At 65.8% G+C, this 14,867-nt stretch carries 16 protein-coding genes; 12 read left to right on the top strand and 4 right to left on the bottom strand.

Annotation, left to right across the window (positions count from 1 at the left end; genetic code table 11):
* The first annotated feature begins 190 nt into the window (after window positions 1-190).
* From AC0L3P_RS05890 to aat, 8 genes are all read left to right on the top strand, one after another.
* A complete protein-coding gene (locus tag AC0L3P_RS05890; RefSeq protein ID WP_275171907.1) occupies window positions 191-1,045 on the top strand; it encodes a DUF1236 domain-containing protein in 855 nt (284 codons plus the stop codon).
* A gap of 259 nt (window positions 1,046-1,304) precedes the next feature.
* Complete coding sequence (aroQ, locus tag AC0L3P_RS05895) at window positions 1,305-1,772, top strand: type II 3-dehydroquinate dehydratase (RefSeq protein ID WP_275171906.1); 468 nt, start codon at window positions 1,305-1,307, stop codon at window positions 1,770-1,772.
* Window positions 1,773-1,809: 37 nt separating this feature from the next.
* Window positions 1,810-2,298 carry an acetyl-CoA carboxylase biotin carboxyl carrier protein gene (gene accB, locus AC0L3P_RS05900; RefSeq protein ID WP_275171905.1) on the top strand — a complete coding sequence of 163 codons (489 nt, stop codon included), beginning with the start codon at window positions 1,810-1,812 and terminating at the stop codon, window positions 2,296-2,298.
* Between the two features lie 60 nt (window positions 2,299-2,358).
* Window positions 2,359-3,717, top strand: a complete 1,359-nt coding sequence (gene accC, locus AC0L3P_RS05905) for an acetyl-CoA carboxylase biotin carboxylase subunit (protein ID WP_473301269.1) — start codon at window positions 2,359-2,361, stop codon at window positions 3,715-3,717.
* 106 nt (window positions 3,718-3,823) lie between these two features.
* Window positions 3,824-5,341 (top strand): sensor histidine kinase, encoded by a 1,518-nt coding sequence (locus AC0L3P_RS05910; protein ID WP_473301271.1) that lies wholly within the window; start codon window positions 3,824-3,826, stop codon window positions 5,339-5,341.
* Complete coding sequence (locus AC0L3P_RS05915; RefSeq protein ID WP_007609730.1) at window positions 5,338-5,778, top strand: response regulator; 441 nt, start codon at window positions 5,338-5,340, stop codon at window positions 5,776-5,778. The genes AC0L3P_RS05910 and AC0L3P_RS05915 overlap by 4 nt, the downstream gene beginning before the upstream one ends.
* A complete protein-coding gene (locus tag AC0L3P_RS05920; RefSeq protein WP_473301272.1) occupies window positions 5,775-6,878 on the top strand; it encodes a sensor histidine kinase in 1,104 nt (367 codons plus the stop codon). The genes AC0L3P_RS05915 and AC0L3P_RS05920 overlap by 4 nt, the downstream gene beginning before the upstream one ends.
* Window positions 6,879-6,928: 50 nt before the next feature.
* On the top strand, window positions 6,929-7,609 hold the full coding sequence (gene aat, locus AC0L3P_RS05925; protein WP_026232743.1) for a leucyl/phenylalanyl-tRNA--protein transferase: 681 nt from the start codon (window positions 6,929-6,931) through the stop codon (window positions 7,607-7,609).
* Window positions 7,610-7,643: 34 nt separating this feature from the next.
* Here the strand turns inward: aat and AC0L3P_RS05930 are convergent, their stop codons facing one another.
* Window positions 7,644-8,690, bottom strand: coding sequence for a DUF2155 domain-containing protein (locus AC0L3P_RS05930; RefSeq protein ID WP_473301273.1), 1,047 nt, complete (start codon window positions 8,688-8,690; stop codon window positions 7,644-7,646).
* 204 nt (window positions 8,691-8,894) lie between these two features.
* On the opposite strand from AC0L3P_RS05930, the gene AC0L3P_RS05935 reads away from it, so the two are divergent.
* Entirely contained in the window at window positions 8,895-9,842 is a 948-nt protein-coding gene (locus AC0L3P_RS05935) for an alpha/beta hydrolase (protein ID WP_473301274.1), read from the top strand.
* A gap of 13 nt (window positions 9,843-9,855) precedes the next feature.
* Window positions 9,856-10,872 (top strand): Na+-dependent transporter, encoded by a 1,017-nt coding sequence (locus tag AC0L3P_RS05940; protein ID WP_354203745.1) that lies wholly within the window; start codon window positions 9,856-9,858, stop codon window positions 10,870-10,872.
* A gap of 62 nt (window positions 10,873-10,934) precedes the next feature.
* Here the strand turns inward: AC0L3P_RS05940 and AC0L3P_RS05945 are convergent, their stop codons facing one another.
* Together AC0L3P_RS05945 and AC0L3P_RS05950 are read right to left on the bottom strand one after the other, a co-directional pair.
* Entirely contained in the window at window positions 10,935-11,111 is a 177-nt protein-coding gene (locus AC0L3P_RS05945) for a hypothetical protein (RefSeq protein WP_275171898.1), read from the bottom strand.
* Window positions 11,112-11,275: 164 nt separating this feature from the next.
* Complete coding sequence (locus tag AC0L3P_RS05950) at window positions 11,276-12,217, bottom strand: GlxA family transcriptional regulator (RefSeq protein WP_473301275.1); 942 nt, start codon at window positions 12,215-12,217, stop codon at window positions 11,276-11,278.
* 91 nt (window positions 12,218-12,308) lie between these two features.
* Here AC0L3P_RS05950 and AC0L3P_RS05955 point away from each other — a divergent pair, with 91 nt between their 5' ends.
* Window positions 12,309-12,995 (top strand): DJ-1/PfpI family protein, encoded by a 687-nt coding sequence (locus tag AC0L3P_RS05955; protein ID WP_354203749.1) that lies wholly within the window; start codon window positions 12,309-12,311, stop codon window positions 12,993-12,995.
* Between the two features lie 497 nt (window positions 12,996-13,492).
* On the opposite strand, the gene AC0L3P_RS05960 is transcribed toward AC0L3P_RS05955, so the two are convergent.
* Entirely contained in the window at window positions 13,493-13,900 is a 408-nt protein-coding gene (locus AC0L3P_RS05960; protein WP_354054866.1) for an NADH:ubiquinone oxidoreductase subunit NDUFA12, read from the bottom strand.
* Between the two features lie 248 nt (window positions 13,901-14,148).
* Here AC0L3P_RS05960 and AC0L3P_RS05965 point away from each other — a divergent pair, with 248 nt between their 5' ends.
* Window positions 14,149-14,856 (top strand): BA14K family protein, encoded by a 708-nt coding sequence (locus tag AC0L3P_RS05965; protein WP_473301277.1) that lies wholly within the window; start codon window positions 14,149-14,151, stop codon window positions 14,854-14,856.
* Window positions 14,857-14,867 lie beyond the last annotated feature (11 nt).

Below are 14,867 nucleotides of genomic sequence, written 5' to 3' on the forward strand. Positions count from 1 at the left end.
GTCTACAACTCACGCATGCAACGAGGCCGGCTGAAAAGCCGGCCTTTTCATTGCGCCGAAATCTGGCGCGCGCGTTCATCTGGCATTCAACAAACAAATGCCGCGGAACCGCCAATGTTCCGGAACTCCTGATACCTCCTTTCGTTGTCGGCGCGGGCAATGACGCAGAGAAACACGTGAGGAGAATTCAATGTCTAACCGCTTTATGATCTCGGTCGCCGCGCTCGCGCTCGTCGCCGGTACCGGTCTGGCGAACGCACAGGGCACCATGAACCGCGACAGCGGTGGCGGCGCAGGCGCGCAGCCGACGCAGCACTCGCAGCCTTCCGGCGCCGCCGAGCGCGGCGGCTCGATGGGCCGTGAATCCGCTCAGGAGAAGGGCACCGTCGGCCAGACTGGCGGCGCCATGAAGCCCGGCGGAGCAGCCGAGGAGAAGTCGTCGGGCGGGATGGACAAGTCCGGCGCGATGAACAAGAACGCGGCCGACGAGAAGGCCGGCGCGGCGAAGGGTGAGCACGCCCAGGGCGCGCAGGACAAGTCCGCGCAAGACAAGTCCACGCAGGACAAATCCATGCATGACAAGTCAGCGCAGGATAAGGCAGCGCAGGACAAGTCGAAGAGCACGATGGACAAGTCCCAGACGGACAAGACCAAGAGCACGGAGACTGACACCAAGAGCGGTAACATGAACGCCCAGACCAAGGGCGCAGACAGTCAGACCAAGGGTGCAGACAGCAAGGCTGCCGATACCAAGTCTCAGACCACGACCGGCACGGCCTCCGCGACCGCTTCTGCGCCGCCGCCCGAGAAGCGGACCGAGATCTCATCCGCGATCAAGTCGACCAAGATCGAGGAAACGACCAACGTCAACTTCAACATCTCGGTCGGCGCGACCATCCCGGCGAGCGTTCGCTTCCATCCGCTCCCGCCCCGGATCGTCGAGATCTATCCGGAGTGGCGCGGCTACGAGGTGATCTTCGTGCACGGCCAGTACGTCATCGTTCGCCCGCAGACGCGCGAGATCGTATACGTCATCGAAGGCTAAGCTGCCTCGCTGATGCCCAAATGAGCCCTTGCCGAGAGATCGGCAGGGGCTTTTGGGCTATCGGGCGCTCCTCCCCCGCCTCTCCCGTCCGGCAGCCACGATTAGAACTGGTTAACAAGCAATTTCCGTAGCTTGCGCACAGGTTTTTGCACCCCGGATGAGGCATCTGAAGCCACCTCGGAGGTCCTTCAAGGCTTCCCCTCACGCGCTTTGTTACCTATAACCCCCGCCACGCCGAAGCACCTCTTGCGGGATTGGAATGGCCGAACCAGCAACCGACACGATCCTTGTCCTGAACGGGCCGAACCTCAACATGTTGGGGACACGCGAGCCCGAGAAGTACGGGCATGCGTCGCTGGCCGACGTCGAGGCGCTGTGCCGGGAAACGGCGGTGACGTTCGGCCTCAAGGCCGACTGCCGGCAGTCCAACCGCGAAGGCGAGCTGATCGACTTCATCCACGAGGCGCACGCCCGCAAGATGAAGGGCATCATCATCAATGCCGGCGGCTATTCGCACACGTCGATCGCCCTGCACGACGCGCTGCTTGCAGTGCAGATCCCGACGGTCGAAGTGCACGTCACCAATATCCACGCCCGCGAGAACTTCCGGCATCATTCCTACACCGCGCGCGCGGCCTTCGCTTCGCTCTGCGGTTTCGGCATCGAGGGCTACCGCCTCGCCATCCAGGGCCTTGCCGCCAAGCTCGGCATCAAGCCCAAAGCCTGACGCTCCCCCTTCACACAGAACATTCGGATCAAACAACATGGCGCGCCAGCCAGACGACAAAGCAGCCGCAAAGTTTTCCAGCGAGGATTCCGCCCTCGTCCGCGAGCTCGCCTTGCTGCTCGATGAGACCAGCCTCACCGAAATCGAGATCGAGCGTGCCGGCCTGCGCCTGCGCGTCGCCCGCAACATCAGCGTCGCCGCGACCATGCCGATGCAGATGGCGGCCGCCCCCGCCGCTCTCCCAGCGGCCGCCGTTGCCGCCGCGCCTGCCGCTGCCGACCTGTCGAAGCATCCCGGCGCCGTGACCTCGCCGATGGTCGGCACCGCCTATTGGGCGCCGGAGCCCGGCGCCAAGCCGTTCATCGAGGTCGGCAGCAAGGTCTCAGTCGGCCAGACGCTGCTGATCATCGAAGCCATGAAGACCATGAACCAGATCCCCTCGCCGCGCGCCGGCACGGTGACGCAGATCGTGATCGAGGACGGCCAGCCGGTCGAGTACGGCGAGCCCCTCGTGATCATTGAGTGACGGTCGAGGGCGGTCTCATCGCCCTGGCCGCTTTCCGCGCGTCAGTCCAATAAGGACACCATGTTCGACAAGATCCTCATAGCCAATCGCGGCGAGATCGCCCTTCGCATCCTCAGGGCCTGCAAGGAGCTCGGGATCGCGACCGTCGCCGTGCACTCCACCGCCGACGCCGATGCCATGCATGTGCGCCTGTCGGACGAGAGCGTGTGCATCGGGCCTCCGGCGTCCAAGGACAGCTATCTCAACGTGCCCGCGCTGCTCGCGGCCTGCGAGATCACCGGTGCCGATGCCGTGCATCCCGGCTACGGCTTCCTGTCGGAGAACGCGCGCTTCGCCGAAATCCTCGCCGAACACAATCTGCATTTCATCGGCCCGAAGGCCGAGCACATCCGCCTGATGGGCGACAAGATCGAGGCCAAGAGGACTGCCAAGAAGCTCGGCATTCCCGTGGTGCCCGGCTCCGACGGAGGGGTCGGCCCCAACGACGACGCGATGGCGATCGCCAGGAAGATCGGCTTCCCCGTGCTGGTCAAAGCCGCGGCGGGCGGCGGCGGCCGTGGCATGAAGGTGGCCGAGAGCGAGGCCGATCTTCAGGTCGCGCTGTCGACGGCCGCCAACGAGGCCAAATCCGCCTTCGGCGATGCCTCCGTGTACCTTGAAAAATATCTGCAGAAGCCGCGTCACATCGAGATCCAGATCCTCGGCGACGGCCGCGGCGGCGCGATCCATCTTGGCGAACGCGACTGCTCGCTGCAGCGACGTCACCAGAAGGTCTGGGAGGAAGGCCCCTCGCCCGTGCTGACCGCGGCTGCACGCGCCAAGATCGGCGAGACCTGCGCCAAGGCGATGCGCGAGATGAAATATCTCGGCGTCGGCACCATCGAATTCCTGTTCGAGGACGGCGAGTTCTACTTCATCGAGATGAACACGCGCATCCAGGTCGAGCATCCCGTCACCGAGAGCATCACCGACATCGACCTCGTGCTGGAGCAGATCCGCATCGCCGCCGGCGGCGACCTGCCGGCGCGGCAGGACGAGGTCCAGGTCATCGGCCACGCGATCGAGTGCCGCATCAACGCCGAGAATCCGCAGACCTTCCGTCCTTCGCCCGGCCGCATCACGCAATATCACCCGCCCGGAGGGCTCGGTGTGCGCATCGATTCCGCCGTCTATCAGGGCTACACGATCCCGCCTTATTACGATTCGCTCGTCGGCAAGCTGATCGTGCACGGCAAGACCCGCGGCGAGTGCCTGATGCGGCTGCGCCGGGCCTTGGACGAGATGGTGGTCGAGGGTATCGAGACCACCCTGCCGCTGTTCCGCGCTCTGGTGCGCGAGGACGACATCATCAACGGCGACTACCACATCCACTGGCTGGAACAATATCTCGCCGGCAAGGCGGAACCCGCCTCGAAGTAGTCGTCCCTCCGCATGGAACCCTTTGGCCCCAATCGCGTTTGGGACGATGGGGACAGTTCCGAGGGGGCGTTTTGAAGTCCGGCAAGCCTGACCGAGCGAGACCGTCGTGACTGCTGACGCACAGCGACGGCGTACATTTTGGCAGATCCTGCTGTTCGCGGCGGGGCTTCTCGTGCTGACCGTGATCAGCGCCGGCTCCGTCTACCTCGTCAACAAGGCGAGAGACGACAGCAAATGGGTGGTTCACACCATCGAGGCGGAGAACCAGATCAACGCCCTCCTGCTGGAGATCCGGCGGGCCGAGAGCGCCGCCCGCGGCTACCTTCTGACGCAAGGAGAGGATTTCAAGGCCGACCATGACAAGTCCGTGGCGGCCATCATCCCGGCTCTCGACAAGCTCACGCGCCTGATCGGCGACAATCCGGCGCAACGCGAGAACATCGAGAAGCTGAGCGCGTCGATCGAGACCAGGCTCGGGCAGTTCGTGCGGGAGATGGATTTCATCCGGCGGGGTGAGCCGGAGAAGGCCGCAGCGCTGGTCCGCGAGATCGCCTCCACGGACGCGACAGCCGCGATCGCCAAAGTCGCGACCGGGATGATTCAGGAAGAAGAACGGCTGTTCCGGCTTCGAACGGTCAATTCGGACCGCAGCCAGACCCTCGCGGCGTCGATGACCGGCATCGGCTCCGGCCTCGTCGTGCTGCTGGCACTGATCTCGATCTGGCTGGTGCGGCACTCGGTCCGTGCCCGTGACGATGCCGAGGCGCGCCTGCGCGATGCTAATGTCAATCTGGAGGCCGTAGTGGACGAACGCACGGCCGATCTGCGCGAAGCCAACAACGAGATCCAGCGCTTTGCCTATATCGTCAGCCACGATCTGCGCTCGCCACTCGTCAACATCATGGGCTTCACCAGCGAACTCGAGGAGCTCGGCGGCGACATTTTCCGCCGCATCGGCGGCCTTACCCATGTCCCGGCCGACGGTCCGCCGCCTTCGACCGGCGAGATCGCGCTCGAAGGTCCCGATAAGCAGCTTTCAGCGGATTTTGCCGAGGCGCTGGGCTTCATCAAGTCGTCGATCGCCAAGATGGACCGCCTGATCTCGGCGATCCTCAATCTCACCCGCGAGGGCCGGCGCGAGTTCCAGCCGGAAAAGATCGACACGCGCGAGTTGATCGAAGCCATCGTGTCGACGCTGGCGCATCAGGCCGCCGAGGCGCAGGCAGAAATCCATGTCGCCCCCCTGCCCAATCTCGTCAGCGACCGCCTGGCGCTGGAGCAGATATTCTCCAATCTGATCGACAACGGCATCAAATATCTCAAGCCCGGCGTCCCCGGCGAGATCAGAATTCGCGGGCGTACCAAGCTCGGCTACGCTATCTTCGAGATCAGCGATAACGGCCGCGGCATCGACCCCAAGGACCACCAGCGGATCTTCGACCTGTTTCGCCGCGCCGGAACCCAGGACAAGCCCGGTCAGGGCATCGGTCTTGCGCATGTGCGTGCACTTGTGCGTCGCCTCGGCGGCACCATGTCGGTATCATCGGAACTGAATACGGGCAGTACCTTCACCATCACGCTGCCCATCACCTGGAACGCCAGCAACCGGAACGCGGATCAATGACTCAACCCGTCAGCATCATCATGATCGAGGACGACGAAGGACACGCGCGGCTGATCGAGCGGAACATCCGAAGGTCCGGCGTCAACAACGAGATCATCTCCTTTGCCAACGGCACGGACGCGATGAAGCACCTGTTCGGGCCCGACGGTAGCGGGCTGGTGCAGAAAGGTAATGCGCTCCTGATCCTGCTCGATCTCAACCTTCCCGACATGACTGGGATCGACATCCTCAAGCAGATCAAGGAGAACAAATACCTGAAGGCCTCGCCCGTGGTGGTGCTGACCACCACCGACGATTCCCAGGAAATCAAGCGCTGCTACGAGCTCGGCTGCAACGTCTACATCACCAAGCCCGTGAACTACGAGAATTTCGCCAATGCCATCCGGCAGCTTGGCTTGTTCTTCTCGGTCATCCAGGTCCCGCCCGCCGCCCCATGAATCAACGTACGCCCACACTGCTCTACATCGACGACGACGGGGCGCTTGCGCGCTTGGTCGATCGCGGCCTGACACGGCGCGGCTACAAGGTCGTCCATGCCGCGAGCGGCGAGGAGGGCCTCGAGCTCATCCGCCGCGCGGGCACGACCGGCGGCATCGACGTGGTGGCGCTCGACCAGTACATGCCCGGCCTCGACGGGCTGGAGACGCTGGAGCAGATCATGGCGATCCCGGGCGCGCCGCCGGTGGTGTTCGTCACGGCGTCGCAGGATTCCAGCATTGCGGTGACCGCGCTGAAAGCGGGCGCGGCCGACTATCTCGTCAAGGACGTCAAGGGCGAGTTCATCCCCCTGCTTCACGTCGCGGCCGAGGGCGCGCTGCGCCAGGCCGAATTGCAGAAGGCGCGCGAGGAAGCTGAAGCCGAGATCCATGCCTCGCGCGACCGCTACGCAGCGCTTGCTGCCGAACGCGAACTGCTGCTGCGCGAGGTCAACCACCGCGTCGGCAACTCGCTGCAGATCATCGCCTCCCTGCTGCACCTGCAGGCAAGCTCCGCCGCGCAGGACGAGGTCAAGGCTGCGTTGACCAATGCGATGGGTCGCGTCGCCGCGGTCGCGCAGGTGCACCGCCGCCTCTACACCTCGCAGGACCTCAAGAGCGTGGTCCTGAACCAGTATCTGGACTCGCTGCTCGAGGACTTGCGCCGCTCGGCCGAGGGCAACCGGATGTCGCGGCTGACGCTGAAGGCCGAACCGATCGAGATCGATCCGGATCGTGCGGTCGCCGTCGGCATCATCGTCAACGAGCTGGTGATGAACGCGGTGAAATACGCCTACCCCGACGGCGCCGGCCCGATCCATGTGGAGCTGACTTCGCAGGGCGACGATCTCCTGCTGTCGATCAGCGACGATGGCGTCGGCGACAACGTCAAGGCCGATCCGCGCTCCACTGGCATGGGCCAGCGCATCGTCGCAGCCATGGCCACCAAGCTCGACGCTTCGGTCGAGCGCGACCCCACCCATTCCGGAACCCGGGTCATGTTGAGGTTCCGCCGTGTACCGGCCGCCGCCAGCAAGCCGGCTGCTGCCGCAGCGAACTGATCCGCACCGCCCATCGCAACCGCATTGCGATCCTGCTATTGTGGCGAGCCATGACTTCGCGCGACTCTGCCCCGTCTGAAATCACGCCGGCCGTGCTGCTGCGTGCCTATGCCTGCGGCATCTTTCCGATGGCCGAAAGCGCCGATGATCCGACCCTGTTCTGGGTCGAGCCGGAGTTGCGTGGCGTCATCCCGCTCGACGGATTTCGCGTGGCCTCGCGGCTCGCGCGCACCGTGCGTTCGGATTCATTCCGCGTCACCGTCAATACCGCCTTCAAGGCCACGATCGCCGGCTGCGCCGCGCCGCAGGCCGGGCGCGAGGACACCTGGATCAACAAGCGCATCCGCGACCTCTATGGCGGGCTTTACGAGCTCGGCCATTGCCACAGCGTCGAGGCCTGGCAGGGCGAGGACCTCGTCGGCGGGCTTTACGGCGTCAGCCTGGGGCGGGCTTTTTTCGGCGAGAGCATGTTCCACACCGCGCGCGATGCCTCCAAGGTCGCGCTGGTGCATCTGGTCGCGCGGCTCATCCATGGCGGCTTCGAGCTGCTCGACACCCAATACGTCACCGAACACCTGAAGAGTTTTGGCGCGGCCGAGATTTCGCGGCGGCGCTACACGGCGTTGCTTGACAAGGCGCTCGCGGGCGAGCCCGGCGATTTCCTGAGGCTCTCCGCCGGTGAAGCGATCCCGGGCGCACGCGCGCTCGAGATCATCGCCGCACGCCAATAACCAGGCATTTCCGACCGAATTCGGGGGATTTGGCCTAGCGGCCAAACCCGGGGATACCGAACAGACCCGGGCGCTGCTCGGGCGGCGGAGGTGGCGGCGGCGGAGCCGGCTGCTGCTGCTGGATCGGCGGCAAGGGCTGCGGCGGACGCTGCTGCACCTGCTTGGGCGCTGCTTTCTTCTGCGCGGGCGGCGGCGGTGCTGCCGGCTTGGTGCCGGGATCCGGTGCCGCGGTCGCAATCGTTTGCTGCGGCTCTTTGCAGTCGGTGAGCCAGATATCGTAGATCGGGTGCTCGACGCCGTGCAGGCCCGGACTTGCCGCGTACATCCAGCCCGAGAAGATGCGCTTCACCTCACCCTGCAAGGTGATCTCATCGACCTCGACGAAGGCGTCGGTGTTGGCGGCCTCGGTCGCGGGCCGGGTGTAGCAGGCGTCGGTTTTGACCCGCAGCGCCCCGAACTGCACGGTCTCGCCGATCTCCTCGTCGAAATTGATGATGCGCCCGGTGATCTTGTCGAGGCCGGAGAAGGTCGCCTTCTTGTTCACGATCTTCTGGGCCGGCGGCTCGGTAACGACCTCGTCGCCCGGCTGAAGGCTCGCCGGAGTCTGCGGGACTGCGCCGCCCGGCCCGCCCTTCTGCTGTGGCTGGCGCTGACCGGGCGCACCCGGGGCGCCTTGCGGACTGGGCGGAGCGACCGCGACGGGCGGCGGCTGGTTTGGCGGAGCGGCGCTAGAACCGGGCGGCGGCGCCAGAGGCTGGGTCTCGACCGGGCCCGGCATCACATTGCCCTGCCGGCCCGGCGGCGGCGCCATCGGACGCGACGGCAGCACACGGCCCTGCGGCGGCAGCTCCGGCACCTCTTCGTCGTCGTCGGGGATCTGCTGCTGCGGCTGGGGCTGGCCCCGTGGAATGTTGCCGGGCGGCCGCAGCGGCGGCGGATCGGAAAAGATCGTGCCGATCTGCGCCTGCGCCGGCGTCGCAGCCGTCAGTGCGGTGGCGGCCAGAAGCGCCGCAAGACCTGTCAGGGTAAATGTTCGAAACATCTCGCGCGGCTTCAACAGCGAATCGGGCTTGCTGGACATTCTACAGGGGATACCGCCGCTCGCAGGCCATCCGGTTAACACGGCGAATACGGCGGGGGAAGGGCGGCATCCCTGCCCTTCCCGGCCTGGTCTGGCCAGATCGGCCCCCGGATGGGATAGTCGAGCGCCCTTCCCCGGGGGCCAGGCGGCGCCGCTCCCAAAAAGAACTCCAACCATAACTGGAAACCCAGAGGTCGCTTCCCCATGTCCGTCGTGCTCGATCCCGATGCTGCCGCCGTCTACAAGGCCTTCCAGGAGGCCGGCCGCCCCGCCTACGAGACCCTGACCGCCCCGGAAGCGCGCGCCTATTACGCGCAGGCGCGCTTTGCGACCAATCCCGAGCCACCGGACCTCGCGCGCGTCACGCCGCTGTCGATCCCGGCACCGCACGGCGCCATTCCCGCGCGCCTCTATGTTCCGAAGGAGCCGCGCCGGCACGATGGCTTGTCCCCGGCGCTGGTGTTCTTCCATGGCGGCGGCTGGGTGATCGGCGATCTCGACTCCCATGACGTCGTCTGCCGCCAGCTCGCCGACGCCGGCGCGCTGATCGTGATCTCGGTGGACTATCGCCTCGCGCCCGAGCACAAATTTCCCGCCGCCGCCGATGACGCGATCGCCGCGACCAAATGGGTCGCCGCCAGCGCGCGCGAGCTCGGCATCGACGCCTCCCGGCTTTCGGTCGGCGGCGATAGCGCCGGTGGCAACCTCGCCGCGGTCGTCGCGCTCGCCGCGCGCGACGGCAACGGACCCGCCATCGCGGGCCAGTTGCTGATCTACCCCGCGACCGATTTCGCCATGACGCACGGCTCCCACAGCGAGCCCGAGACCAGCGTGCTGCTGACGCATTCGGTGATCCGCTGGTTCCGCGACCATTACCTCAACGGCGCCGCCGATATCCACGACTGGCGCGCCTCGCCGGCACGGGCGGAAAACCTGGCCGGCTTGCCGCCGGCCTATGTGCTGATCGCCGGCGCCGATCCCCTGCGCGACGAGGGCGACGAATATGCCGAACGTCTGAAGCAGGCCGGCGTGCCCGTGGCTACCAAGCATTATCCCGGCCAGTTCCACGGCTTCTTCACGATGGGAAAATTGCTGCGAGAGGCCAATGTCGCCGTGAGCGAGATCGGCGCGTGGCTGAAAGGATTGGGCTGAAACGCCATTCCCGATGCCGCCCGTTCTTCAAAGCATATTCGCCCTCCCCCTGCGCGGGCTGACATGGCTCGGTGGCCAAGGCACCCGCGCGGTCGCCGCCGTCGTGTTCATCGCGCTCGCGGTGCCGCCGCTCGGTGCGTTGCTGCGTCCCTACGTCACCGAGGCGATCTTCGTCCTGCTCTGCATCTCCTTCATGCGGGTCGATCTGGCCGCGCTCTCCGGCCATCTGCGGCGGCCGGCGCTGGTGGCGACCGCGACCGTCTGGACCATGATCGGCGTGCCTGTGATCGTCGGGCTGATCGTCCATCTCACCGCGCTCACGGCGCGCGCGCCCGACCTTGCCCTGGCATTGATGCTGCAGAGCATGGCGTCGCCGATGATGGCCGCGCCGGCGCTGGCCGCGCTGATGGGCCTCGACGCCACGCTGGTGCTGGTCACGCTGGTGAGCGCGACCGCGCTGGTGCCGTTCACGGCATCGCTGTTCGCAAGCCTGTTCCTCGATGGCATGCTCAGCATTTCGCCGCCTGCGCTGGGCTTGAAGCTGCTCGGCATCCTCGCAGCATCGCTGCTGGCCGCGACCGTGATCCGACAGATCTTCGGCGCGGCCGCGATCCAGCGCCACAGGCAGCCGATCGACGGCTTCAACATCGTCATTCTGCTGGTCTTCGCGACCGCGATCATGGGCGACGTCGCGAGCGATCTCGTCGCCCGGCCGGTCTCCACCCTCGGCTTCGCAGCGCTCGCCTTCGCGATCTATTTCACGCTGCTCGCCGTCACCACGGTGCTGTTCCGCCGTATCGGCTATGAGCGCGCGCTGGCGCTCGGGCTGATGGTGTCACAGCGCAATCTGGGCCTGATGCTCGCCGCGACCGCCGGCGCGCTGCCGCCCACCACCTGGCTCTATTTCGCGATGACGCAGTTTCCCATTCACCTGGCGCCCTATATGCTGATGCCGATCGCGCGGCGCTTGACGGCGCGCGCACAGGCCTCGGGCGCCGCGGCAACCGACGGCAAGGCCGCATCGGGCTGAATCAATCTTCACGTCATGTCCGCTGTGCCATCGCGAAGCCGCTGGTGACCAGGCGAATGTCGTCACGCAGCGCGCCAATTTCCCTTGTGAATATCGAACTTCACAGCGCCTTCGTCACGCATCTTCAACAGGAGCGATTGGCAGTCGTCCTGGTTCTTGATGTTCACGCGCTTCATGACTTCGAAAGTCTTCAGAGGCTTTTCACGAAGGGCAATCAGGATCTTTTCTCGATCGGTCATTGGGGTTCCTTGCATAGGTATCGGCGACGGTACGTGTTGTACCGATCGTCTACAACGGGTGCATCCGCTTGACGAGGTCCGTTCCGGGTCAAAAGGCGGAACGCCCGGCCATATGCAAGTCTGCTCACCCGCTCAAGCGGGCTCTCCAACCCGATCAATTCTCCCTACCCGGCCCTTGCCGCGCGCCGCAGCGCCTGCGGCGGCTGGCCGAAAGCACGGATAAAGGCACGACGCATGCGCTCGGGATCGCGAAAACCTGTCGCCTCCGCGACGAGCTCGATCGCCTCGCGCGAGGACTGCACGCGCTCGCGCGCGACCTCGATGCGCAAGCGCTCGATGGCCTTCGAGGGCGTCGTGCCGGTCTCGGCGGCAAAGGCGCGGGCAAAATGCCGCGCACTCATGCCGGCGCGGTCGGCGAGATCTTCGACCGTCAACCGGGCGTCGAGGTTCTCGCGCGCCCATGACAGCAGCGCGCCGAAGCGACCGTTCGGCGTCTTCAATTCCAGAAGTGACGAGAATTGCGACTGGCCGCCGCTGCGGCGATGATACAGCACGAGCTGCCGCGCGGTGTCCTGCGCGATCTGCTCACCGTGATCCTCCGTCACCATCGCGAGCGCGAGGTCGATGCCCGCCGTGATGCCTGCCGACGTCCACACATTGCCATCGCGCGTGAAAATCTGGTCCGGCTCGAATTTCACCTTGGGATAGCGCGCGACGAAATCCCGCGTGCGTCCCCAATGCGTGGTGGCGCGGCGGCCGTCGAGCAATCCCGCCTCGGCCAGCACATAGGCGCCCGAGCAGACGCTTGCGACCCGCACGCCGCGCCGCGCCAGCCGCTGCACGAAGGCGCGCGTAATCTCGCAGCGCGCGGCATCCGTCACGCCCGCGCCTCCCGCCACGACCAGCGTCGTGATCGCATTCGCCGACTTGAAGTCGCGCGCCATCATCTCCACGCCGGACGAGCTGCGCACGGGCCCCGCGTTCACCGCCAGCACGCGGATCCCGGTCGTCGTCTTGCCCGTACACCGCGCCGCGATCTCGAACACCGAGATCGGGCCGGCCGCATCGAGCAACTGGAAGTCCGGGAAGATCAGGATGCCGATCATGGTCATGTCCGAAAGCGAGGGAAATACGCCATTTTGGACAGAAGGGCATCATGACAGGCTGCCTCCGTCAAGCTCATAATTGGAGGCTCTCATGTCGTCCCCGCTCCAGATCGGTCTCTTGGTGTTTCCGCGCGTCACCCAGCTCGATTTTACGGGTCCCTTGCAGGTGTTCTCCTCCGTGCCCGGCGCAAAGCTGCATTTGATCTGGAAACGGATCGAGCCGGTGCCGAGCGATTCCGTGCTGACGCTGACGCCGACCACGACATTCGCCGACTGCCCGCAGCTCGACGTGATCTGCGTGCCCGGCGGCGGCGGCACCAACGATCTGCTCAATGACGAGGAGGTGCTCGGTTTCCTGCGCCGCCAGGCCGAGGGCGCTAAATACGTCACCTCGGTCTGCACGGGATCGCTGGCGCTCGGCGCCGCCGGCCTCCTGAAGGGCTACCGCGCCGCCACGCATTGGAGCGCGATGGAGATGCTCAGCCAGTTCGGCGCGACCCCGACCAAGACGCGCGTCTGCGTCGACCGCAACCGCGTGACCGGCGGCGGTGTCACCGCGGGAATCGATTTCGCGCTGACCCTGGTGTCGATCATGGTCAATCGCACCACCGCGGAGGCGATCCAGCTTCAGCTCGAATACAATCCGGCCCCGCCGTTCAATGCCGGCTCGCCGGATACCGCGCCGGCGGAAGTGGTGGCGTTGCTCAGAGAGCGTGGCGCGCAAGGCCAGGCGCGCCGCCTCGAAGCGGTGAAGCGCGCAGCCGAGCGGATGACCTAGTCTCCACTCTCGTGTCCCGGACGCGCTGCAGCGCGTAGCGGTACTGCGCAGAGCCGGGACCCAACAAGCCACGCGGCACGCCGCGGCATGGGCCCCGGCTCTGCAGCGCATCACTCCGTGCTGCGCCGCGTCCGGGGCACGTGACGTCCAGTTGTCCCTTCACGAAAGAAAAAGGCCGCCCGGTTTCCCGGCGGCCTTTCCTGTCTTACGGCGGCTGCACATTTCATCGGGCGATTTCGGAGCTTCCAGACCGGGGGCCTATCTCCCGATCGAGTCCTGGTCGGCGGCCGCTGCATTTCGAGACAGTCGCGAACTGTTGCCCGAACCGAACGCGATGGTCTCCCATCTCCGTAAGATGCGACCATTGAGCCGCATCGCTCGCACGGCTGCAACCAGTGCGCAGCAATCATCCCCGCTGTTCCCGCTGTCCACAGCAAAGCGAGGCGGATGCGGGTGCATCCACTCCTACGACAAGGATTCAGGCGGGGATCGGAAGCCTAGCTGGGCGTCCAGGGCTGATAGTCGCCGGTCGCCTTCGGCCGCTTGCCGCTGGCGAGCGTCGAGCCCGAAGGACGGTAGGCGTTCGCCGTGCCGGTGAGATTGGGCTGGTGCGGCTTTTCCCATTCGCGCGGCTGGTAGTTGTCCTGCGTCGGCGGCACGTCGACGGTGTGATGCATCCAGCCGTGCCAGGACGGCGGGATACGGCTGGCCTCGGCATAGCCGTTATAGACCACCCAGCGCCGCTCGAAGCCGAGCGCCGGATCGATCGCCCCGCCGCGGGTGCGATAATAGAGGTTGCCCTGTTCGTCCTGGCCGACCAGCTCGCCGTAGCGCTTGGTCCAGAGTTGAGTGCCAAACGTCTGGCCATTCCACCAGGTGAAAAACTTGAGGAAGAACTGTTTCATGCGGCAAGGGCCCTGCTTCGTCGGGTCCTGATGCCATCCGGACGGCGAAATGTCCAGTTCGGCGCGGGCGGCGGTGCCCCGCTGCAGATGCGGTCGCCGGGCACACGGACGCTGCCGCAAATCGGACGCGATCCGTTCATGCCGGATACAGCGTGGCCATGAAAGCTTATCCTCGCACGCAAACCGCCGTGATCCCAGGAACTACAGCCCTTTCATGGGGTTTGCTTCCGGGAAAAGGAGTTTTGATCATGAAGAGTCTGAAAGTCTTGAGCGCGGCTGCGGCCGTGGCGCTGGTTCTCCCGTTGGCGACGCCAAGCTTCGCGCAAGGTCGCGGCGGACATGGCGGTGGCGGCGGTGGGCATTTCGGCGGTGGCGGCGGTGCCCACTTTGGCGGCGGAGGTGGCGGTGCCCACTTCGGCGGCGGTGGCGGCGGCGCTCACTTCAGTGGTGGGGGTGCTCACTTTGGCGGTGGCGGCGCCCGCATGGGCGGCGGCAGTTTCGGCGGCGCGAGGATCGGTGGTGGCGGTGGCAATTTCGCCGCCGGCGCAGCGGTACGTCCCAGCGGTGGCAGCTTCGTAGGCGGCACCGCGAGCCGACAGGCCTTTTCGCCGTCCTACAGCGGGACACGCAGCGTCGCGACTGCGGGCAACTGGCAGGGCGGTAGCGGCAATTGGAGTGGTCGTCACTGGCATCATCGTCGCGGCGGCGGGTTCTGGCCCGGTGTCGCCGCGGGTGCTGCGATCGGCGGCCTCGGCTCGTACGCCTATTACGGCGGCGGCTATTACAACGACCCCTACTACTATGGCGACGACAGCTATTATGACGAGCCGTCAGTGGCCGTGGTCCCCGATAGCGGCGGCGACTCCGAGGGCTACTGCGCGCAGCGCTACAAGTCCTACGATCCGGCGTCCGGCACCTATCTGGGCTATGACGGCCAGCGTCATCCTTGCCCGTAAGCACACCGGCA

Source organism: Bradyrhizobium sp. WSM4874 (genome assembly GCF_055811835.1).